The 22,010-nt window shown below is 64.4% G+C and carries 17 protein-coding genes, 1 tRNA gene and 1 pseudogene; 7 read left to right on the top strand and 12 right to left on the bottom strand.

The window, feature by feature from the left end; all coding sequences use genetic code 11:
• The 4 genes and pseudogenes from GN330_RS21285 to GN330_RS21270 form a co-directional block, all read right to left on the bottom strand.
• A pseudogene (locus GN330_RS21285) lies at window positions 1-286 on the bottom strand (serine hydrolase domain-containing protein); the annotation flags it as partial.
• Window positions 287-431: 145 nt separating this feature from the next.
• Window positions 432-1,586 (bottom strand): tyrosine-type recombinase/integrase, encoded by a 1,155-nt coding sequence (locus GN330_RS21280; protein ID WP_343041023.1) that lies wholly within the window; start codon window positions 1,584-1,586, stop codon window positions 432-434.
• Window positions 1,587-1,613: 27 nt separating this feature from the next.
• On the bottom strand, window positions 1,614-2,882 hold the full coding sequence (locus GN330_RS21275; protein WP_156715335.1) for a porin: 1,269 nt from the start codon (window positions 2,880-2,882) through the stop codon (window positions 1,614-1,616).
• 310 nt (window positions 2,883-3,192) lie between these two features.
• Window positions 3,193-3,283: transfer RNA gene (locus GN330_RS21270), tRNA-Ser, on the bottom strand.
• Between the two features lie 504 nt (window positions 3,284-3,787).
• Between GN330_RS21270 and GN330_RS21265 the strand changes: the two genes are divergently transcribed.
• Window positions 3,788-5,005 (top strand): porin, encoded by a 1,218-nt coding sequence (locus GN330_RS21265; protein WP_156715333.1) that lies wholly within the window; start codon window positions 3,788-3,790, stop codon window positions 5,003-5,005.
• A gap of 447 nt (window positions 5,006-5,452) precedes the next feature.
• On the opposite strand, the gene GN330_RS21260 is transcribed toward GN330_RS21265, so the two are convergent.
• A complete protein-coding gene (locus GN330_RS21260; RefSeq protein ID WP_343041022.1) occupies window positions 5,453-6,337 on the bottom strand; it encodes an alpha/beta fold hydrolase in 885 nt (294 codons plus the stop codon).
• Window positions 6,338-6,574: 237 nt separating this feature from the next.
• Entirely contained in the window at window positions 6,575-8,626 is a 2,052-nt protein-coding gene (locus GN330_RS21255; RefSeq protein WP_246188792.1) for a lytic transglycosylase domain-containing protein, read from the bottom strand.
• Between the two features lie 234 nt (window positions 8,627-8,860).
• Between GN330_RS21255 and dapA the strand changes: the two genes are divergently transcribed.
• Together dapA and smpB are read left to right on the top strand one after the other, a co-directional pair.
• Window positions 8,861-9,742, top strand: a complete 882-nt coding sequence (gene dapA / locus GN330_RS21250) for a 4-hydroxy-tetrahydrodipicolinate synthase (protein ID WP_156715330.1) — start codon at window positions 8,861-8,863, stop codon at window positions 9,740-9,742.
• 24 nt (window positions 9,743-9,766) lie between these two features.
• On the top strand, window positions 9,767-10,240 hold the full coding sequence (smpB, locus tag GN330_RS21245) for an SsrA-binding protein SmpB (protein WP_156715328.1): 474 nt from the start codon (window positions 9,767-9,769) through the stop codon (window positions 10,238-10,240).
• Window positions 10,241-10,273: 33 nt separating this feature from the next.
• On the opposite strand, the gene GN330_RS21240 is transcribed toward smpB, so the two are convergent.
• From GN330_RS21240 to GN330_RS21220, 5 genes are all read right to left on the bottom strand, one after another.
• Window positions 10,274-10,951: a uracil-DNA glycosylase gene (locus tag GN330_RS21240; protein ID WP_156715325.1), complete on the bottom strand. Its 678-nt coding sequence runs from the start codon at window positions 10,949-10,951 to the stop codon at window positions 10,274-10,276.
• Between the two features lie 11 nt (window positions 10,952-10,962).
• Window positions 10,963-11,562, bottom strand: a complete 600-nt coding sequence (locus GN330_RS21235; RefSeq protein ID WP_156715323.1) for a LabA-like NYN domain-containing protein — start codon at window positions 11,560-11,562, stop codon at window positions 10,963-10,965.
• Between the two features lie 274 nt (window positions 11,563-11,836).
• The gene (locus tag GN330_RS21230) at window positions 11,837-12,448 is read right to left on the bottom strand and encodes an isochorismatase family protein (protein WP_156715321.1); all 612 of its coding nucleotides are present in this window, start codon (window positions 12,446-12,448) and stop codon (window positions 11,837-11,839) included.
• Window positions 12,449-12,472: 24 nt separating this feature from the next.
• Window positions 12,473-13,519, bottom strand: coding sequence for an ornithine cyclodeaminase family protein (locus GN330_RS21225; protein WP_156715319.1), 1,047 nt, complete (start codon window positions 13,517-13,519; stop codon window positions 12,473-12,475).
• Window positions 13,520-13,581: 62 nt separating this feature from the next.
• The gene (locus GN330_RS21220; protein WP_156715317.1) at window positions 13,582-14,511 is read right to left on the bottom strand and encodes a LysR family transcriptional regulator; all 930 of its coding nucleotides are present in this window, start codon (window positions 14,509-14,511) and stop codon (window positions 13,582-13,584) included.
• Between the two features lie 131 nt (window positions 14,512-14,642).
• Here GN330_RS21220 and GN330_RS21215 point away from each other — a divergent pair, with 131 nt between their 5' ends.
• Window positions 14,643-15,365 (top strand): isochorismatase family protein, encoded by a 723-nt coding sequence (locus GN330_RS21215; RefSeq protein WP_156715315.1) that lies wholly within the window; start codon window positions 14,643-14,645, stop codon window positions 15,363-15,365.
• Window positions 15,366-15,387: 22 nt separating this feature from the next.
• Here GN330_RS21215 and GN330_RS21210 read toward each other — a convergent pair whose 3' ends face one another.
• A complete protein-coding gene (locus GN330_RS21210) occupies window positions 15,388-16,296 on the bottom strand; it encodes a LysR substrate-binding domain-containing protein (protein ID WP_156715312.1) in 909 nt (302 codons plus the stop codon).
• Window positions 16,297-16,595: 299 nt separating this feature from the next.
• Here GN330_RS21210 and GN330_RS21205 point away from each other — a divergent pair, with 299 nt between their 5' ends.
• From GN330_RS21205 to GN330_RS21195, 3 genes are all read left to right on the top strand, one after another.
• The gene (locus tag GN330_RS21205; protein ID WP_156715310.1) at window positions 16,596-18,683 is read left to right on the top strand and encodes a hydantoinase/oxoprolinase family protein; all 2,088 of its coding nucleotides are present in this window, start codon (window positions 16,596-16,598) and stop codon (window positions 18,681-18,683) included.
• Between the two features lie 10 nt (window positions 18,684-18,693).
• Window positions 18,694-20,466 carry a hydantoinase B/oxoprolinase family protein gene (locus GN330_RS21200; protein WP_156715308.1) on the top strand — a complete coding sequence of 591 codons (1,773 nt, stop codon included), beginning with the start codon at window positions 18,694-18,696 and terminating at the stop codon, window positions 20,464-20,466.
• Between the two features lie 205 nt (window positions 20,467-20,671).
• Window positions 20,672-21,961, top strand: coding sequence for an ABC transporter substrate-binding protein (locus GN330_RS21195; RefSeq protein ID WP_197435270.1), 1,290 nt, complete (start codon window positions 20,672-20,674; stop codon window positions 21,959-21,961).
• The last annotated feature ends 49 nt before the right edge of the window (window positions 21,962-22,010 follow it).

Here is a 22,010-nt window from a genome sequence, read left to right as displayed (position 1 = left end):
GCGGCGCGTGCCATTCGGCCACCAGCGCCCCGTCGCGCAGCGCCACGAAGGCGTCACCGTGCGAGGCCTCCAGATGCGCCGTGGCACTGATCCTGCCGCCGTCGTCCGTCTCGATCATCAGCGCGTCGAGGAGGCCGGACCCCGGGCCGGGCGCCGGTTTGCCGGCTGGCGCGCTGATTGACGCGCACGGCACCAGTTCGCCGACATTCTGGAACGACCAGGTGCTGGCGGGATGAGTGCGCCAATTGCCGAGATGGATACGGTCGCGGGCAGGGGGCAGGGACATGGGGCGCGGTCCGATGGTCGAGTTCAAACCCCATTAGGCGCCGGCAGCATCCCATGCAAGCCACGAGATTGGCCGAGTTCGGGCGGATTGTGACGCAGGCGCGACTTGCGTTTTCGCCGCGCCGCAACCGGTCTGCAAAGCCATCTCAACAGTCGGTGCAGCGCTCGTGCTCCAGCACCTTGACGCAGGAATCGAGATCGTGCGTGGCGAGATGGGCATAGCGCATCGTCATCTGCAGGGTCTGGTGGCCGAGCCACATCTGCACCCGGCGAATGTCGATGCCGCCGCGCACCAGCCGCGAGGCGCAGGTATGGCGCAGAATATGCGGCACCACGTCCTTGTCGGCGCCGAGCCCGACGCTGGCCTTGGCCTCGTTCCAGATCGCCCGGTAGCGCACCTGGGTCAGCGTCGCGAACGGGCCTTTGGCGATACCGCGCTGGCGCTCGATTGCGTTTTTGGCCCGCCGCGTCAGCGGCACGGTGCGATAGCGGCCGGACTTGGTGACCCAGAAGGTGACGCGGCCCAAATCGATGTCGTTCCAGATCAGGCCGAGCGCCTCGCCGAGGCGGCAGCCCGTATCGACCAGAAAGACGGAAAGCCGGTAGGCGTCGCCGCTGCGCGCCTTGATGGCGGCAAACAGGCGCGCCTCCTCCTGCTGTTCCAGGAAGCGGATCCGCCCGGCTCTTTCCTTTTGCCGCCGGAATTCCGGCAGGCTGTGAATCTTACCCATCTTATGCGCCTTGCGCAGCAATTTGCTCAGGGCCGCCATCTTGCGGTTGATGGTGGCGTTGCTGTTGCCGCGCTCGCGCAGGGCTCCGATCAGGTCGTCGAGCATGTCCTGGGAAAATACGCTGAATCGCCGGCCGAGCAAAAGCTCGTTCAATTCCCCGATGAACGCGGCAACATTGGTTTTATGACGCCCATCGTCCCAGATGACATCGCCGAAACGTGCGTAAAGCTCGGCCAGGGAGTTTTTGCTTACGGGGCGAGGCGAGCCATTCCAGGTAAGCGAATATTTTGCGGTGCAATCGGTGGATATACTATCAAAAGTTGTATTCGCCGATATGCCAGCGACGCACCTACTCACATCAATCCCTCCTGCGAGCGAAAAATTAGAAAGTTCTAAATAGTTCTCGCGGTGGGGAATTTGCAATGGCGCTTCTCTTTTTGCTGTGGAGTGTCCGGCTCTCACCGGGTTCCAGCCTAGGGCGCGTGACTCGCGATTTTCCTTGGGTTGCCTTTCGAACTCCTTCGCCTTTGCCAGGTCGGCCTTATCCGTGGAAGAAAAATGGCCCGGCAATTTACCGGGCCATCTGTTTGATATTGATCAGAAGTAGCGCGTGAAACGCAGATAGCCCGAAACCGTGCCATCCGGGTTGAACCCGCCGATGCTACCAACGTCGTCGTAGTGGATCTCGGTGCGGACTTCGAAGTCCGAAACCGGGAACCAGACCAGCGAGAACTCGGCACCCCAAGCGTCGACGCCGGTCTTCACGTCGGTACCGGCCAAATAGAGGTCGTTAAACCACTGGAAGGCCACCGAAGCGCCCAACGTCGAGGAGAACTGGTGGTTGTAGGAAGCCAGGATCGACCATTCCGAGCCACCGAACAGTCCACCAGCATACAGCGACACGCCCGGGATGAACGGCGGCAAGCCGGTAATGCCGGCTGCGACGTTGATCGTCGGAGCGCCCACGTTGAAAGCATGCGAGCCATCGGCATACGACGCCATCAAGCGAAGCGAAGAGCCCGGCATGTTCGGGATGTTGATCTGCGCGCCAAGCTGAGCGCCGAAGCCGCCGCTATTGACTGTTCCGGTTAGCGCGTTGAGCGTTCCGGTCGAACCGTCGAAACTCTCGTCGTAGGCGACTTTGGCCCAGACAGCGCCCCAGCCCTGCGAGATGCCGATCTTGGCAACGACGTCGGGCATGTAGCCTTCACCCGACAGCGCATCGTCTTCGAGCGAGATCGCGGCGAAGAAGCCGTTGCCGCCGTCGAAGCGATAACCGATCAGGTGACGCTGCTGGTAGCCGTAATACATGCCACCCCAGGAGTGCGAGCCGTAGTTGGACGGTCCGCCGTTCTTGGAGTCGGCCCAGAACGATTCGGAGTAACCCATCATCAGGCCGCCGAGCTCGATGTAGGCTTGGTCAACGGTGACCGGGCCGTCAACCGGCGTACCCCAGGTCGACTGCAGACGGATGCGGCTGCGCAGGGAGCCCCACTCGGTCTCCTGACGCGCATCGATGTTCACGCGGGCACGGGTCTGCTTCATCCAGCCGCCGCCGGCCACGCCATCATTATAGCCAACGGTTTCGGTGCCGATCGAGGCGAACGGCGCAAGCGGAGCACCGCCGCCGATGGTAACGGCATCGCCGTCATAGTTGCCGGCGGCAACCTGGTACCAGACGTAGCCCGAGATGCGCAGGCAGGTCTCGGTGCCGGGAATGTAGAAGAAGCCCGCGCCGTATGCGTCGCAAACGCGCACATATTCGACGGGTTCCGGCTCGGCGATGACGACGGCGTCGGCAGCGCGTGCACCGGAGACCGCGGTGAGGGCCGCGGCGGAGCCAATGAGAAGGCTCTTGATGTTCATTTCTGACCTCCAGTCAAGAGTCGGAGGCACATGGAGAAAGTAGGTTTAGATCATATGGTTGGGAGTATTTCGGGTTTGACTGAACTTCCCGCGTTGGCTGTGTCGCGTCCGGGCGCGACGGCGGCGCGGGCTTTCGCCCGCTCCGTCGGAGCAGTGCGCGAAGCGAACCGGCGTGAGATCGGCAAGGACGATGACGCGTTTGAAAAGCCGCTGCGGCGCCGGCTTCATCCGCCGCATCGCCGGCCGGGCCTTGGCGGTCTGAGGGCATGGCGGAAACGGTCCGCTGTCTCCGGGCCGTACAACGAAAAAATGGCGGAGAGGATGGGATTCGAACCCACGAGGCCCTTTTGGGGCCTACTCCCTTAGCAGGGGAGCGCCTTCGACCACTCGGCCACCTCTCCGCGGCTCTCGCCGGCCCGTGAGATAGAGAAAACCGCGCGATCAATCAACACGCATGCGTCCGGCGTGAACAAAAAAGCGTGCCCGGTGCCGGGGCGCGCCGGGCTGGCGAGTCGCTACGCGCGTCCACAATGCATTTGGGCAGTCATTATCCGCCCTTGGCTTCGGCCTTGAACATTGGCGATTCGCCGCGCATTTGCGGGCTTTTACGCGGGCTCGATTGTCGAAAATGCGCAAAACCGCATTTACCCCCCGTTAGGATTTGCCGCATTCTCGCCTGCCCGGGGGCAAAAACGTGGCTTTTCTGCAACATCACCTTCCGAACGGTCCTGCGGAACCCGCAGCGAGGCCACATCCGTGTTGAACCGGCAGGCGCGCTGAGTATGGTGAGCCTCGGAGAAGGGGCGTGACCACGCATCTTTTTCATGTTTGGGGATCGGGCAGGGTTTGCTGTCCTTCAGCCATAATAGCCCAGACCCACTTTTAACTTTGACTGGAGGTCAGAAATGAACATCAAGAGCCTTCTCATTGGCTCCGCCGCGGCCCTCACCGCGGTCTCCGGTGCACGCGCTGCCGACGCCGTCGTCATCGCCGAGCCGGAACCCGTCGAATATGTGCGCGTTTGCGACGCATACGGCGCGGGCTTCTTCTACATTCCCGGCACCGAGACCTGCCTGCGCATCTCGGGCTACGTCTGGTACCAGGTTGCCGCCGGCAACTACCGCACCAATTCGGGCCCGGGCGTTGGTGGCGACACCACTGGCTACTATGACTCCACGACGGCCGATGGCTGGATGAAGTCGACCCGTGCCCGCGTGAACATCGATGCGCGTCAGGAGACCGAGTGGGGCTCCCTGCGCAGCCGCATCCGTCTGCAGTCGACCTGGGGCACCCAGGTTGATGGTCCGGTCACCGTCGACCAGGCTTACATCGAGCTCGGCGGCCTGATGATGGGTTACTCCGAATCGTTCTGGGCCGACTCCAAGAACGGCGGACCGTCCAACTACGGCTCGCACTCCTGGGGTGGCATGTATTACGGCTACCAGCAGCGTCACCTGATCGGTTACCGCTTCGACGGCGGCAACGGCTTCTTCGGCGCGATCTCGCTCGAAGACGACACGCTGTCGGGTGAAGGCTACATGCCCGACGTCGTTGCCAAGATCGGCATCAGCCAAGGCTGGGGTGCCGTCTGGGTGAAGGTTGCCTACGACGAGAGCTTCGACGGTACGGTTCCGACCCTTTCGGGCCTGGCTCCGTTCGCCGGCACCAACAGCGGCGGCTTCGGCGCCCAGCTTGGCGCGCAGATCAACATCCCGAACATGCCGGGCTCCTCGCTCCGCGCGTTCGTGTTCTACGCTGACGGCGCGCATGCCTACAATGTCGGCTCGCCGAGCGCGATCTTTGGCCCCACCGGCGAAAGCTACTACGGTGGTTCGGAGTGGAGCGTGCTGGTTTCCTACAACCATCAGTTCTCCTCGACCCTCGGCGCTTCGGTGGCGTTCCAGTGGTGGAACGACCTGTACTACGCGGGTTCCGACCTGCTCTCCGGTGCTGATGCCTGGGGTGCTGAGTTCTCGCTGGTCTGGTTCCCGGTTTCGGACTTCGAAGTCCGCGCCGAGATTCACTACGACGACGTCGGTGCCTTCAGCTTCCCGGCCACCCCGGCTCCGCTGGATCCGGATGGCACGGTTTCGGGCTACCTGCGCTTCACGCGCTACTTCTAATCGGCTGATTGGCTGATTTGAGGAAAACCCGGCGGGCAACCGCCGGGTTTTTTGCGTTTTGGTCGAAGATTCGACGGTGGTCTGGCATGTCCGGTGCGCCGATCTGCCGAGCGACGGATCACCCGCACTCACGCGTAGGCGCGACCGACAAGCGGTGTTGTGGGGGATCCTCGGATGCGGGGCCGTCCATCGGCCTGCCTCACCCGACTCCGGTCAGTGATGCCCTCAACCTGCGCGGCTGGCGGCGCGAACACCGTATCGCTCCGCGTTCCTGGCAAGATCATGAAATCGTGGCGGTCAAACAGACCCATATGAAGAGGCATGCCCCAGGAGCGCAGCCGCTTGGCATCGTTTGATCACGACAGGCGGGCGCCGGTTTTTCGGCCAGATTAGCCCCGGACCGGCACGCCGGACCGCAGCGGTGATGAACCGAAACGCGATCGTGACTTAGCGTCGGTCTGCCTTGGCCAGAAAGGCACCGATGCGTCGTGGTAGGCCGCCAGTCTCTAGCAGCGGCGCGTGGCCTTGTCCGGCCACCGTGATTGTTTCGATATCGGGATGGCGTTGCGCCATTTCCGCCAGCGTTGCGGCGGAAAGCAATTTCGAGTTGGCGCCGCGGATGGCAAGCACGGGCATCGCGGCGAGCCCGGCGAATTGCGGCCATAGTTCCGGCAGTGGCCGGTTCAGGTCGACGCCGGTCACCGTCTTCAACAGCGCGGGATCGTAGGCCGGCGCCGGCGGCTCGCTGTCTTCGACGTAAAGCGCGTCCACCATGCGTTCCCAGTCGGCATCGCACAGCGCCTCGAATGACGCGCCGGCCGCCGCGCGCTGGATGGCGATTGCGTCGGCGCGCGTTCTCGGGCGCGGCGCGCGTTCCAGATAGGCGCGAATCTGGGCCAGCCCCGCACCGTCGATGCGCGGCCCGATATCGTTGAGGATCACCGCTTTCAAGAGGCCGGGACGCAGCGCCGCGAGCGCGTGAATGATGAGCCCGCCACGCGAGGTACCGACGAAAGCGCCGTGCTCTATACCCGCCGCCACCAGGCCGGCGACGACGTCGTCTGCTTCCACCAGCACGTCGTAGCGGCGCCAGTCCTTGTCCCACGCCGACAGGCCACGGCCGCGATAGTCGAAGGCGATGATGGTGCGGGCGCGACGCGTTTCGCGCGTCAGCGCGACGGCAAGCGCGTGGAAATCGCGCGCATTGCGCGTCAATCCCGGCAGACAGATCAACGGCAGGCCGTCTCCATCGCCCGGATAAAGCCGCGCATGAAGCCGCAACCCGTCCGAAGCGGTGAAGAAAAAGCTCCGATACGCGACGTCCTGCTGCACGAATGGCTCCTCTGGCTCCGGCACCGTATTTGTGCGGGGATGGATCGACAGGCCGTTTCGCCGGCTTGGCGTCACGATTCATGTCTTTGTCGAAACGCGGCCCTTCTTCGCGAAAAGGCCGATGTGCGTGCGCCCGACCACGCTCTACCGACCGCCGTCCGCAAGGTCAAACATGCGGCCGGTTCGCCGCCGCGTGCAAGAGACACGGTTGCCGACCGTCCCTGTCCGGCCCCCGGCTCAGCGTCCCCCAGTCAGGTCTTTTTCAATGTCGACGCGGCCGGTCAATTGCATCTTGTAGACTTGATAGTTTTCCATCACGCGCTGCACATAGTTGCGGGTTTCGGTGTAGGGGATGCGCTCGATCCAGTCGACGACGGTTTCGATATCGACGCCGCGCGGGTCGCCATAGCGCGCCGCCCATTCGGCGGCCCGGCGCGGCCCGGCATTATAGCCGGCGAAGGTGAGCACGTAGGAACCGTCGAAACGCGCCAGCTGTTCGTCGAGAAAGGCCGCGCCCAGCGTGGCGTTGTAGCCGGCGTCGCTGGTCAGCCGCTCGGCCGAGTAGGCAAGCCCGGTCTTGCGCGCCATGTCCCTGGCCGTACCCGGCAAAAGCTGCAGCAGCCCGCGCGCGCCGGCGCCCGATATCGCGGCCACGTTGAATTCGCTTTCCTGGCGCGCCACGGCATAGGCCAGCGCCTTGCCGGCCGCCGCGACATCGGCCGAAGCCGGGATCGCCCCGAGCGGATAGGCGAGCGCGCCGGTATCGATGCCGCGCGCGGCCGCACGCTTGCTGATCTTCAGGGCCAGGAAATGATTGCCGCGACCTTGCACCCTAGCCGCAAGCAATGCGACTTCGCCCGGGCTCGTCAGGTCGTCGGCCAGTCCACGATACAAAATCTCAGCCCGCCAGCCATGGCCGGCGCGTTCCAACCTGTCGATCACCGCGACCGTTTCGCGGGCCGCGAACCGGTCGCGGTCGGCCGCGGTCGGTTCGGGATAACCGGTGGCGATCGTGTTTTGCCCGAGGCGGGCGGCGGCGAGCTGGCCGTAAAACGCGGTGCCGTGCGCGGCGGCGCGCCGGTATTCCTGCATCGCCTCGCCTGGTCCGCCGGCCTCCGCGGTGCGGCCGAGCCAGTAATGGGCCCGCGCCAGCGAAATGGGTCCCGACGAAATCGCGGCGATACGCGCGAAGTGCGCGGCCGCCCGTTTGGCGTCGCCGAGCCCGCGCAGCGCGTACCAGCCGGCGTGAAACTCGGCGTCGGCGATTGCCGCCGCGCTTTCGGCGGTATGGTTGGCGGCGATCTGATAGGCGAGTTCGGCCTCGCCGCTATCCAGCAGTTCCCGCGACAGCACCCGGCGCTCGACCCACCAGGCATCGGGGTCGATCCTGTGCTCGCCGTCTCGAGGCGCGTCGGCGAGCACGCGTGCTGCCTCGACGAATTGGCCTTGCCGTCTGAGATATTTCGCTTTGGCGTGAAGATAGCCGGCGTCGCGCTGGCTCTCCGGCACGGCCTCAAGCAGGGCGCCGGCATTGTCCCGGTTGCGGATCACCGCCCCCCATGCCGCGACGAGTTCCTCGATGCCGGCCAGGGTGGCCACGCGCTCGGCGGAACGAATGCGATCCTCATAAAGCATGCGCTCGGCGCGGTAGTGGTGGTCGCTGGGCGGCAGAACCTGCCCAAAGGCACGCAGGAAGGCCGTTTCCTGGCGCGCGGCGAGCTTCGTGCGGCGCCAGAACGGCGTCAGCAGGGTGCGGGCCTCCTGCTCGCGGCCGAGCGCGAACAGCGCCTTGCCGAGCAGCATCGTGCCCTCGAAGGTTTGCGGGGGCGCGCCGGCAAGGGCGTCCACAACGATTTGCGGTTCGGGGTTTTTTCCAGCAAGGGCGCGTTCGCTGTTGCTGCGCAGCGCCCCCAATCCCGGCCAGTCGGGCAGAGGCTCGGTGGCGATCTCGCTGCCGGCGCCCTCGCTGCCGGCAAGCGCGATCGCCCAGGTGAGGATCTTGCGGTCGAGGGAGCCGGACGGCAGCGTGTCGCGCCGCGCGCGGGCACCGACGACATCGCCGCCGGAAAGGGCGTTGAGTCCGTCCTTGAGTTGGGTCAGGTTTTCGCTGTCGGCCGCCGGCTTGCCGTCGGGATCCGCCCCCAGCGCGATGACAGACCCCGTGGTCACGTTGCGATCGACGTTCTGGCCCGGGCCGGGCGCATCGATGATGGTCATCACCAACAGCGCGGGGAGGGCGGTGAACAGCGCCGCCAACCCGATCCTACCCGTCGCTGTTCCTACTTTCATCGCGATTTTCCGCCCAGTCGGCGCCAAGTTTCCACCTGTATGTCGTTGTCATTGTAGTCCGCGCCGGTGAAAACGGCGTAAACGGCCGGTTAACGCGCCGCCGCCGTCTCAAACGGCGCGAATCTTGTCGGGTGCTCGTGGCAAGACTATGGTGCGCGGCCGCGCAATCGGTTATTGAGCGCAGCGGGGCTGGCGCGACCGTGCCCCCATTCGTCAGGATTTTGGGAAGAAAAGATGTTCAGAGGCTCGCTAACCGCGCTCGTTACCCCCTTTGCGTCCGACGGGAGTTTCGACGAGAAAGCGTTTCGTGCCTTTGTCGAATGGCAGATCGCGGAAGGCAGCAATGGCCTGGTCCCGGTCGGTACGACTGGTGAATCGCCCACGCTCACCCATGACGAGCACCGTCAGGTGATAAAGGTCTGCGTCGAGGTCGCCGCCGGCCGCGTGCCTGTAATTGCCGGTGCCGGCTCCAACAACACGGCAGAAGCCGTCGGACTGGTCGAATATGCCGAAAGTGTGGGCGCCGACGGCGTGCTGGTGGTGACGCCATATTACAACAAGCCGAACCAACGCGGGCTCTACGAGCATTTCGCCGCCGTCGCGCGGGCGACCAAGCTGCCGGTCTTCATCTACAATATCCCGCCGCGCTCGGTGATCGACATGCTGCCCGAGACGATGGGCCGGCTCGCAAGGGAGTTTCCGAACATCGCCGGCGTCAAGGACGCGACCGGCAAGGTCGAGCGCGTGAGCGAGCAGCGCGCCACCTGCGGCGCCGATTTCATCCAGCTTTCGGGCGAGGACGCCTCGGCGCTCGGTTTCAACGCTCATGGTGGAGTCGGCTGCATTTCCGTCACCTCCAATGTCGCCCCGCGCCTGTGCGCGGAATTCCAGGAAGCCGCGCTGAACGGCGACCGCGAACGGGCGATCGACCTGCAGGACCGGTTGATGCCGCTGCACCGAGCACTGTTCATCGAACCCAACCCGGCCGGCGCAAAATACGCGCTGTCGCGTCTCGGCCGCATCGGGGACGGCGTGCGCCTGCCGATGATGACGGTCGAGACCGCCACGGCCGAACGCATCGACGCGGCGATGAAACATGCCGGGCTGACAAACTGACGCGCTCCGCGCGTTGAGCGAATGATGGCCCAGGACAAGAAATCGAACAACAAAACGGTTGCCGAAAACCGCAAGGCCCGCTTCTCCTACGAAGTGCTGGACACGGTCGAGGCCGGCCTGGTTCTGACCGGCACCGAGGTCAAGTCGCTGCGCGAGGGGCATGCCAATATCGCCGAATCCTACGCCTCGTCCGAGGGCGGCGAGATCTGGCTGATCAATTCGCACGTGCCGGAATATCTGCAGGGCAACCGCTTCAATCATGAGCCGCGCCGGCGCCGCAAACTGTTGCTCAACAAGCGTGAGATGGCCAGGCTCGCCCAAGCCGTCGAGCGCGAGGGCATGACGATGGTGCCGCTGAAAATCTACTTCAACGAGCGCGGCCGCGCCAAGCTGTTGCTGGCGATCGCGCGCGGCAAGAAGCTGCACGACAAGCGCGAGACGTCCAAGGAGCGCGACTGGAACCGCGAAAAGGCGCGCCTGCTGAAAGAGCGTGGCTGAACGGCGATCTCGACCCCATGTAGGGCCCGGTGCTTATTCGGCGGCTTGTCGCCGCTTGCGCAGATGCTCCGCGACTTTTGCGAACACGTCGACGAACATCTGTTCCGTCAGCCGGCCGGTATTGGTGTTGTAGCGCGAGCAGTGATAGCTCGAAAACAGCCGGAACCGGCCGGTGTCGAACGCCGCGCCATGGGCAAATGGCGTATCCTTGATCTTCAGGCCGAGCGCGCGCACCGTCGACTGGTGTGCGATCGACCCCAGGGTGAGGATAGCCTCAAGCCGGGGCAGGGCGTCGATGGTCGGCACCAGGAACTGGCGGCAGGTGTTGATCTCGGCCCCGACCGGCTTGTTTTCCGGCGGCACGCACCGCACCGCATTGGTGATCGCGGTCTCCACCAGTTCCAGACTGTCGTCGGGACGCGCCTCGAACGTGCCGCGCGCCAGTCCGAACCGTTTCAGCGTGGCGTAGAGCAGGTCGCCGGCATAGTCGCCGGTGAAGGGGCGGCCGGTGCGGTTGGCGCCGCGCAGTCCGGGCGCCAGCCCGACGATCAGCAGGTGTACGGTTTCAGCACCTCGCGGCGGCAGAAAGGACGGCACCGGTGCATTGTGCCAACCGGGCTCGCGCGCGCGCCAATCAGCAAGAAAGCCGTGAAGGCGTGGGCACAGCGCACAGTTGCGGGGCGGTTCGACCGCTCGCACGGGGTCCGACATGGTGGCTGGCTTCAATCGTCGTCGTCCTGGTGGTCGTCGTGATTGTCCACGTCGACATTTTCGACGCGGCGCGCCGGGCGCTCGCTGGGATCGCGGCCGACATCGCCCTTCAGCGTCATCAAATCGACGAAGTAATCGGCCTGCCGGCGCAAATCGTCCGAGATCATCGGCGGCTGCGAGGCCATGGTGGAGACCACGCTGACCTTGCGGCCGCGCCGCTGCAGCGCCTCGACAAGGGTACGGAAGTCGCCGTCGCCGGAAAAGATCACGTAGTGGTCGACGACATCGGCGAGCTCGAGCGCGTCGATGGTCAGCTCGATGTCCATATTGCCCTTGATCTTGCGCCGCCCGCTGGAATCGGTGAATTCCTTGGCCGGCTTGGTGACCACCTTGTAGCCGTTGTAGTCGAGCCAGTCGATCAGCGGCCTGATGGAGGAGTATTCCTGGTCCTCCACCAGCGCGGTGTAGTAATAGGCGCGCAACAGATAGCCGCGTTTGTGAAAGCTGGCGAGCAGCTTGCGGTAATCGATGTCGAAACCGAGCGCTCGCGACGTGGCGTAGAGGTTTGCACCGTCAATGAACAGCGCGATCTTTTCGCGTGGATCGAACATGGCAAAGTCCTTTGTCGGTAACGGACAGGTCGGGCAATGGTCGCGACGTGCAAAATTCGGCGTCGGGCGGCAATGCGAATAGAATTGCCATAAAACGACCCAAAGGGAAACAGCGTCTGTTCGCGAAACTGCGGCGCTGCGGACCCGCAGGCATCGGCTCACGCGCGGCGGCGCGGGCCCAATGTCGTCGGCAGGCGGCGTGCGCAAAGGCAGCGTCCCGGTCGCGGCGCCGATGCCGTATCCGCCCGAGCCGAATGCCGCCGGCACGGGTTCGTTACAGGATGGACATCACCTGCTCGGCGCTCATCAGGTCGGCATATTTCTGGCCGATGTCGAACAGATTGGCCGCATGCGGTTCAAGCGCGCGGTCGCCGACGCAGTCCGACACCACGACCGAACGGATATTGTTGCTCATTGCGTCGATTGCGCTGGCGCGCACGCAGCCGCTGGTGGTGCAGCCCACCATGACCAGCGAATCGATACCGCGATAGGCGAGCTGCGCTGCCAGCGTGGTATCGAAGAAGGCCGAGGCCTGGGTCTTGCGGATGATCAGTTCGCCCCCTTGCGGCGCGAGTTCGCCGACCACCTGGCTTGCCGCCGCGGTTTCGGTGAGCTCGCGCAACCGCGGAACCTTTTCGCACCACAACCCGGCATCGCTGCCGTCCTCGGCATAGACGATGCGGGTGAAAATGACGGGCACGCCGCGCGCCCGTGCATGGGCAAGCAGGGGAACGGTCGCCTTGACGGCGGCATCGATATTGCCGCCGCCGAGGATTTCGGGATCGTTGAAGCCGTTGACGAAGTCGATGACGAGCAGGGCCGGCCTGTTGCCGAGACCGGTCGACTGGCCGAAGCTCTGCCGCGCGTAAATGTCGGTGTTGGTCATTGTCGCGTTGTCCTGGCTTCCGGATCAGGTCGAGATCATCTTCTTTTCGATGCCGACGCCCTTTTCCATGGCGCGCTGATATTCGAGCGGTACGGTCGCTGAATCCTGCAGCGCGATGCCGGTGGAATCGAAGATAGTAATCTCGTCGTCGGACGTCCTTCCCGCCTTGCGTCCGGTGACCACCTCGCCGATTTCGCCGGCAATGTCGGCCTCGGTGATCAGGCCTTCGGAAAGCGGCACGTTGATCTCGCCGTCGGTGCGGCACTGGCGGATGTCGTCGACGAAGATCCGCGCTTTGGTCAGCAGCCTGCCCTCCAGTTCCTGGTCGCCGGCCTTGTCGGCGCCGACCGCTGCGATGTGGGTGCCGGGCGACACCCAGTCGGCCTTGATGATCGGCGTACGCGCAGGCGTCAGCGTGACGATCACGTCGGCCCCGCGCACGACCTCTTCCGGATCGGTGGAGGTGCGGATCGTGAAACCGTCATATTTGGGCTGCTGCTCGTGCACGAACCGGTCGAGCGTCGCCTGGCTGCGGCTCCAAACCCGCACCTCCGACCAGTCGAACACCTCGTTGCAGGTGGCGAGCGCGCCTTCGGCCATATGGCCGGCGCCGACGATGGCGAGCGTCTTGGAGTCCGGGCGCGCCATCCATTTGGCCGACACCGCGCCGGCCGAGCCGGTGCGCATCACCGTATGGTAGGAGCCGTCGACGATCGCCAGCGGAAAACCGGTTTCCGGCTCTGTGTAGATCAGGATCGAAAACACCGTCGGCAGGTTGTAGCGCTCGCGGTTCTGCTCGCGGATCGACACCCATTTGCAGGCCGCCGCGTGCGGTTCCTCGATATAGGACGGCATCGCCTCCCATTCGCCGGCGAACCGGTCGAGCACGATATGGCCCTTGGGGTCCATGTAGAAGCGGCCTTCGCCATGCATGCGATAGGCCTGTTCAACGCATTGATTGTATTCGGCCGGGCTCAAAAGCCCGATCATCTCGCTGCGGCCCAGGATCAGCGTCTTGCGGTTGGCCCAGTTTTCCATCTTCGTCTCCACGATCGTCACGATTTTGCTCATGATCGCCGATGGGGCCGAAGCATCCGCGTCCACCTTAATCAGGTCGCAAACGCGACGCCGCGTCAATGGCCGTCGCGGTTTTTGCGTCCCTCGGGCGCGGGCAGTACGGTGTCGAGCGCGCAGTCGATGAACCGCCGCACGCTGGCCGCGCGGTCGATGCGACGCCGCACAAGCACCGTCTCGATGTGAAAGGCGGGGTCGGCGATCGGCCGCGAAACGATCGTCGTGCCGGTCAGTCCGGTCAGTTGGCGGGGATAGACGGTGACGCCGAAACCGGCCGCGACCAGGCCGAGAAGCGCCATCGTGCTCGAGGCTTCCTGGCGTGGCGCCACCGGTACGCCGGCGTGCGCGAATTTTTCGCCGAGGTGGCGCCGATAGGCCGCCCACTCGGCCATGTCGCCCAAAAGCAGGTCCTCGCCGGCGAGGTCGCGCGGCGCGACGGTGCGTTTGGTCGACAGCGGGTGGCCCCGCGGCATGAAGACATGCAGCGGGTCCGAGGCCAGTTGCCGGCTGTCGAAATCGGAGTGTTCGAACGGGCCGATCATGAAGCCGAGATCGATCTCGCCCTCCGACAGGGCGATCTTCTGTTCCTGGGTGGGCAGATAGCGCAGGGCGAGCTCGACGGCGGGATTAGCCGCCCGGAAGCGCTTGACCACGCGCGGCATCAGCTCGATGGCGGCAAATGCCATGTAGGCCACGCGCAACAGGCCGGTCTTGCCCTGTGCCACGCGCCGCGCGGTCGCGACGGCGCGGTCGTAGCCGGCCAATATCGGAGCGCCGGCCTCGTGGAAACTGCGGCCGGCCGGCGTGAGCACCACCTCGCGCGTGGTCCGCTCGAAAAGCTGGAAACCGAGCTGGCGCTCCAGCTTGGCGATCCGCCGGCTGAGCGCGGACTGGTCGATACCCAGCCGTTCGGCCGTGCGCCGGAAGCTGAGTTCCTCCGCCGCGATCAGAAAGGAGTGCGCGAGATCAAGGCCCGGATGTTCGTCCATGGTGCCAGCTCTGTGTGGACGATTGATGCACAAGGTACATCAATAAAGGTATCAATGCCAGTTCCGCACGGGCAACGGCGGCGCGATACTGCTGGACCGTTTAAATCGCTTTCGACTGAAGGAGCGCCACAATGGACCAGCTTGACGATGGAAAACTCGAAAAGATGTTGCGTGCCGCCTTCGAGGCGTCGACGCGCATCTATCAGGAGCGCGGTTTTCAACGCCGCATCGGCTTCGGCCGGCGCCCGGCGCTGGTCAGCGTCGACCTGGCCAATGCCTGGACCCGGCCCGGCAATCCCTTCACCTGCGACCAGCAGGTCATGGACGCGGAAATCATCCCCGGCATGCAAAAGCTGCTGGCGGCCTGCCGCGCCAACGGCCATCCGGTCATCCATGTGACCACGGCCTACGAGATCACCGACCGCGACGCCCCCTTCACCGATATGGGGCTGTGGCACTGCAAGATCCCGATCGAGGTGGTGTCGATGGCCGACACGGAATTGTGGGCGATCGATTCGCGCATCGCCCCGGTCGACGGCGAGCACACTTTGCTCAAGAAGCGCGCCAGCGCCTTCCACGGCACGCCGCTCGCCGGTATTTTGCGGGCGGCGGGTGTCGACACCATCCTGGTCACCGGCGTTACGGCCACGGCCTGCGTGCGCACCACGATCTGCGACGGGTTGGCGGAGGGGTTTCGCACCATCGCCGTGCGCGACTGCATCGGCGACCGCGTGCCCGGCGCGGTGGCGTGGAACCTCTACGACATCGACGCCAAGTTCGCCGACGTACACTCGGCCGACGAATGCGCGGCCTATCTGGAAACGGTCGATGGCGCCCGCGCGGCCGCCGAATAGATTGGGCTGCGCCGCGTCTGCCTCACACGATGCTGCGGTAATTCGCGCCGACGCACTGGCTGGTTTCCACGAAACGCTTCATGGCCGCCGTCAAATTGGAGCGTCGCCAGGCGAGGTGGGTTTCCACCTCGGTCGGCGTGTCGGTGGCGATCGGGCGCACCGTCAGCACCTCCGGGCCGCAAAAGCTCGGCATACCGCAGAACACGGTGATGCCGACGCCGGCGGTGACCAGACCGAGAATGCCGGTCAGGCTGGAGGCTTCCTGGCCGACCGTCAGCACCTGACCGTGATTCTGGAACATATCGACGACGATCCGCCGGAAGGTCGGCCACTCGGCGTTGGTGCCCAGGATCAACGCCTCGCGGGCGAGGTCGGCGACGGTCAGCGCGTCCTTGGCGGCCAGGGGATGGCCGGGCGGCAGAAGCGCGACCAGCGAATGGCGCGCGACCGCGCGCGACTCGATCTCCGAACTCAAGAACGAGCCCTCGATGAAACCCAGATCGATTTCGTCCTGCAGGATCCGGTCGCGCTGGACCGGCGAGGTCAGGTAGGTGAGCTCGAGGCGCACTTCGGGGTTCTCGAGCCGGAATTCGCGGGCGATCTTCGGCACCAGAGAGTGGCCGGTAATGGTCGTGTAGCCGATGCGCAGGATCGCCTTGGTGCCGGAGGCAAGCAGCCGCACCGTGCTTTCGGCAACGTCCAGGCGGTCGAGAACATCCTGGGCTTCCTCCAGCAGATAGCGCCCGGTTTCCGTCAGCATCACCTTGCGCGTGGTGCGTTCCAGAAGCTTCACGCCGAGCCGGTCTTCGAGTTCCTGAACCAGCCGGCTGACCGCGGGTTGCGCCATGCCCAGGCGTTCGGCAGCACGGTGGAAATTCAGCTCTTCGGCCACGGCCACAAAGGTGGACAGATGCTTCAGATCATAATGCACTTTGATAACGCCATCGTATCAATCATTGCGAAATCATTATTTAACATGCAGATTTTCGATGTCTACTATCCGATCAATCAATCAAAGAGCGGCCGCAGAGGTCGCCGAGGTGAACAACTCAGTGGGGGCGTTTTTTCTCGAATGCCACGAATCCGTGCCGTATCGGGCGCCGCGATAGTCGCAGCGCCCCGCCGCCGAGGCGGCGCCATCCGCTCCGCGCTGCCCGGTCATAAGCCGGTGGCGCCGCGCTTTCGCGGGCGCCCCGCCCGGCCATATTCGAGCGCCGGGAGGTGGCTGTCATGATCCGCGTCGGTGTCGATGTCGGCGGTACCTTTACCGACATCATCCTGGAGCGTTCCGACGCCGGCGGCGAGCAGTCGGTCGTGGTCACCAAGGTGTCGAGCACGCCGCATGACCAGTCCGAAGGCGTCGTGCAGGGCATACTCAATGTCTGCGAGATGGCCGGCGTCGAGCCGGGCGCCATCGATGCGGTGTTTCACGGCACGACCGTTGCCACCAACCTCGTCATCGAGCGCGGCGGCGCCAGGGTCGGGATGATCACCACCCGCGGTTTCCGCGACATCATGCATATGGGCCGCCACAAGCGCCCGCACAATTTCTCGCTCCAGTTCGACGTGCCGTGGCAGTCCAAGCCCCTCGTCAAGCGGCGCGACCGCCTCGTCGTGACCGAGCGCATCCTCCCGCCCGACGGTCGCATCGAGGTGCCGCTTGCCGAGGACGAGGTGAAGCAGGCGGCCGAACTCTTCGCCAAGCGCGGCATGGACGCCGTCATCATCGGCTTCCTGTTCTCCTTCCTCAATGACGAGCACGAGCAGCGCGCCAAGGAGATCGTGAGTTCCGTTCTGCCGGACACCTATGTGTGCTGCTCCTCAGAGGTGGTCAACTCGATCCGCGAGTACGAGCGCTTCTCCTCGACGGCGATGAATGCCTATATCGGGCCGAAGACCTCGGCCTATCTGCGCAAGCTGGAAGGGCGGTTGCGGGCCGCGGGCGTCGGCGGCATCATTCGCATCATGCAATCCAACGGCGGCATCACCACGGTCGAGAAATCGAGCGAATTGCCGATCGGTCTGTTGATGTCTGGGCCGGCGGGCGGCGTGATCGGCGGGCGCTGGACGGGCGACAATTGCGGCAAGTCCAACATCATCACCATCGATATCGGTGGCACGTCGGCCGATATCGGCGTCATCCAGGACGGCGATTTGCGGATCAAGAATCCGCGCGACACCGAAGTGGGGCTGCTGCCCGTGCTGGTGCCGATGATCGACATCGACGCGATCGGCGCCGGCGGCGGCTCGATCGCCTATCTCGATCCGGGCGGGGCGTTCCGCGTCGGGCCGCGCTCGGCCGGCGCCGTGCCGGGACCGGCCTGCTACGGCAAGGGGGGCACCGAACCGACGGTCACCGACGCGCAGGTCGTGCTGGGACGGCTCGACCCGGAACAGTTCCTCGGCGGCGACATCAAGATCGACGCCGCGCTGTCGGAAACCGCGATCCGCGATCACATCGCAGGGCCGCTCGGCCTGTCGCTCGACGATGCCGCGCTCGGCATTCTGAAAATCGTCAACAACAACATGGCGCTCGCCATCAACGCCAATTCGATGGCCAAGGGTGTCGATCCGCGCAATTTCACCTTGATGGGCTTCGGCGGCGCCGGTCCGCTGCACGCCGTCTCGCTCGCCGAGGCGATCCACGCCAAGGATATCATCTCGCCGGTTCAGCCGGGCATCACCGCGGCGACCGGGCTGCTGGTGACCGATCTGCAGTATGAATACACCCATCCGCTGCTGATGGTGCTCGACAACGCCAGCGATGCCGATTTCAAGACCGTCAACGATGCGTTGGACGGCCTGATGGAACAGGCGCACCAGCAACTCGACGCCGACGGCATTCCGCGCGAGGCGCGACGTTTTCAGCGTATCGCCGAGTGCCGCTATGTCGGCCAGGGCTTCGAGCTGCGTGCCGCGATGCCCGACGGCACGGTCGATGCCGGCAATGCCAGGACGATCATCGACAGCTTCTACGACGAGCACAAAAAGATCTACGGCCATGCCTTCCGCGACCAGGCTTGCGAACTGATCACCTTGCGGCTGGTGGCGACTGTCGCGGTCGAGACGCTGGCCCTGCCGGAACTCGCCCATGGCGGCCGCGAAAACCCCGACGAGGCGCGGCTCTACAGCCGGCGCACCGTATTCGATGACGGCCAGGCGCACGACACGCCGCGCTACCAGCGCGAGAAGCTGCTCGCCGGCGATCGCGTTTCGGGCCCCGCCGTCGTGATCCAGCACAATTCCACCACCATCGTGCCGCCGGGCTATGTCGCGCAGGTCATGCGCTTCGGCGACATTTTGATCGGCCGCAACTGAGGAGGCAGGGATGACACAGGAAGTCGATCCGATCACGCTCCAGGTCATCGGCGGCGCGCTGCACTCGATCGCCGACCAGATGGGCACGGTCCTTTACCGGATGAGCTATTCCTCCATCATCCGCGAAAGCCAGGATCTTGGCGCCGGATTGTTCGATCGCGACTACAACACGCTGTGCGAGTCCGATTCCACGCCGATGCATATCGGCTCGCTGCCAGGTTATCTGCGCGGCATCGAGAAATCGATCCCGCTCGACCAGTGGCAGCCCGGCGACGTGGTGATCCACAACCATCCCTATTTCGGCGCCAGCCATTCGCCCGACATCGCCATCGTCATGCCCGTCTTCTTCGAGGGCGAACTGGTCGGATTTTCCGCCAACACCGCCCATCACATCGACATCGGGGCGGCCACGCCGGGCCTGATCATGGACATTCCCGACGTCTATGCCGAAGGCATGCTGCTCAACGGCATCAAGCTGTTCGAGGCCGGCAAGCGCAACGACACGATGTGGAAATATATCCGCGACAACACCCGTGTGCCGAGTCAGGTGATGAACGACCTGGAGGCCCAGATAGCCTCGGCGGAACTCGGTGTCGCGCGTTTCCAGCAATTGATGGAGAAATACGGCAAGGCCACGGTGCTGCGGGCGACGCACCAGCTTATGGATTACACCGAAAGCATGTTGCGGCGCGAGATCGCCAAGATCCCGGACGGCGAATATGTCGCGGAAGGATTTTTGGACGATGACGGGCGCAACCGCGGTGTCACCCTGCCGCTCAAGGTGACCGTGCGGGTTGCCGGCGACGCGGTCGAGGTCGATCTGACCGGCTCGTCGGCCCAGGTGCCGACGGCCTACAACGTTCCCTTCGAGGGCTCGACCAAGGTCGCCTGCTTCTTCGCCTTCCGCGCCTTGCTGCTCGATACCTACACCCACTCCGAATATATCCCCCAGAATGAGGGCTCGTTCCGTCCGGTCAAGGTGACCGCGCCGCTGGGCTCGATCTTCAACCCGATTGCGCCGGCAGCGGCCGAAGCACGCTTCGCCCAGATCCAGCGTATTGTCGACCTGATCATCAAGGCGCTGGCGCCGGTGCTGCCGGACAAATGTACCGCCGGTAACGCAGCAGTACTTTCCTTCGCGGCCTATTCCGGCGTGCGCGAGAGCGGCGATTACTGGGTCTTTCTCGAAGTCAACGAGGCTGCGATGGGCGGGCGTCCGCAATCGGACGGCCCCGATACCATAGAGGAACTGATGCGCAACACGCGCAACAACCCGCTCGAGGATCTCGGCATGCACCTGCCGCTGATCTGCGACCGCTACGAGGTCCGCGACGACGCGCCCCCCGGCGCCGGCAAGTTCCGCGGCGGCGCCGGCGTGGTCAAGTCGCAGCGTTTCCTCAGTGCCGGCTACATGACGCACGAGGCCGATCGCCACGAGGATGTGCCCTGGGGGGTGTTCGGCGGCAAGCCGGGTGCCGGCGGCAAGGTGGAGATTCGCAACGTCCACACGGGCGATGTCAGCCTCGAGCCGGCGAAATTCTCCGGCAAGCTCACCCGCGCGGGCGATGTCATATCCTATTTCTCGCCCTGCGGCGGCGGCTACGGCGATCCGCTCGAGCGCGACCCGGACAAGGTCCTCGACGACGTGCTGGACGGGTTTATCACACACGAACACGCGCGCGACGATTACGGCGTGGTGTTGGAAGAGGTTGACGACGGCTACGGTTGGAAGCTTGACTTGAATGGAACTCGCAAGCTGAGGGCGCAAATGGGTGCCCAATGACGAGGTTCGGGTTCGGATGCGGTATGGTCCCCGGTTGAAAGGAGCGCAATCAAGACATCGCAATTAGTGGGGCGGCGATGAAGGACTGCCAAGCAGTGACGACGGCGGCGAAGCGACAAAAAACACAGCCAATGCAAGGCTTCGCCCGTCAAACGCCATGGGAATGGCGCGGAGTATGTTCCATACTGACGAATGGGAGTATGAAATGAAAAAATCAGCGAAAACGATCGGTACGGGCCGCGTGTCGCGGCGCTCGATTCTGAAGGGTGGCGCCGCTGTTGCCGGCACGACGCTGGTCACCGGCTTTCCGACAGTCTGGGCGCAGAACCTCAAGGACATCACGCTCAACCACACCGGCATGTCTTATTCGACCTTGCCGGATATCGCTCGGCAAGCGAGCAAGGATCTTGGCTTTAAGGTCGAGATGTCGGTTGTCGACCATCCCGGCCTGATCAACCGCATGATCAACGATCCCAAGTCGATCGACGTAGCGGACATGGAGATCTGGCAGACCAAGATCGCCGTTCCGCAAGGCGTGCTCCAGGGCGTGGAGATCGGCAAGGTCAAGAACTGGGATCAACTCACCCCGCTCTACACGACGGGCGTGTTCAACGGGAAAGAGGTGTCGCGCGAAGGCGACGCCCCGATCGAGTATATTTATCTCGACGCGGTCGACGCCAAGGCTTTCGCCAGCAGCCAGACCGAGTTCGCCACCTTCGTGCCCGGCGTCTACAACGCCGACACGCTTGGCATCCGTCCCGACCTAGTAGGGCGCGACATCACCTCCTGGGCCGATCTGATCTCGCCCGATTTCAAGGGTAAGGCGGCGATCCAGAACATCCCGACCAACGGCATCATGGACGCTATGATGGCGCTCGAGGGCGCGGGCGAGATGACCTATGGCGACAAGGGCAACCCGACCCAGGACGAGATCCAGCAGACGATCGCCCGGCTGATCGAGCTGAAGCGCGGCGGCCACTGGCGTGCCCTGTGGAATACGTTCGACGAGTCGGTCAATCTGATGGCCGGGGGCGAGGTGGTGATCCAGTCGATGTGGTCGCCCGCCGTCACCGCGGTCCAGACTCAGAACGTGCCCTGCGTCTACCAGCCGCTCAAGGAAGGCTATCGGGGCTGGGGCAATGGGCTGGCGATGCTGGCTCATCTCGACGGCCTCAAGCGCGACGCCGCCTATGAATACATGACCTGGTACAATTCCGGCTGGGTCGGCGGTTTCATCGCCAAGCAGGGCTACTACAGCTCCAATCCGGCGACCGCCAAGGCGGCCCTGAGTGAGAACGAGCGCGGCTTCTTCTACGAGGGCAAGGCGGCCACGGCCGATATCACCAGCCCGACCGGTCAGAAGACGAACTCGGCCGGCGACGTGCGTGACGGCGGCTCCTACGAGGACCGTTTCGCCAATGTCGCCGTGTGGAACAACCTCATGGATGAGGCTGAATTCCTCTATTCCAAGTGGAACGAGTTCAGCGCCGCCTGACGGTTGTGAAAATCGGACGGCGGCTCAGGCCGCCGTCCGCCCCCGGCAT

It is taken from the genome of Nitratireductor arenosus (assembly GCF_009742725.1).
Taxonomy (GTDB): Bacteria; Pseudomonadota; Alphaproteobacteria; order Rhizobiales; family Rhizobiaceae; genus Mangrovimarina; species Mangrovimarina arenosa.
The sequence above is the reverse complement of the archived record's forward strand: the minus strand, read 5'-3'. Positions and strand labels throughout refer to the sequence as shown.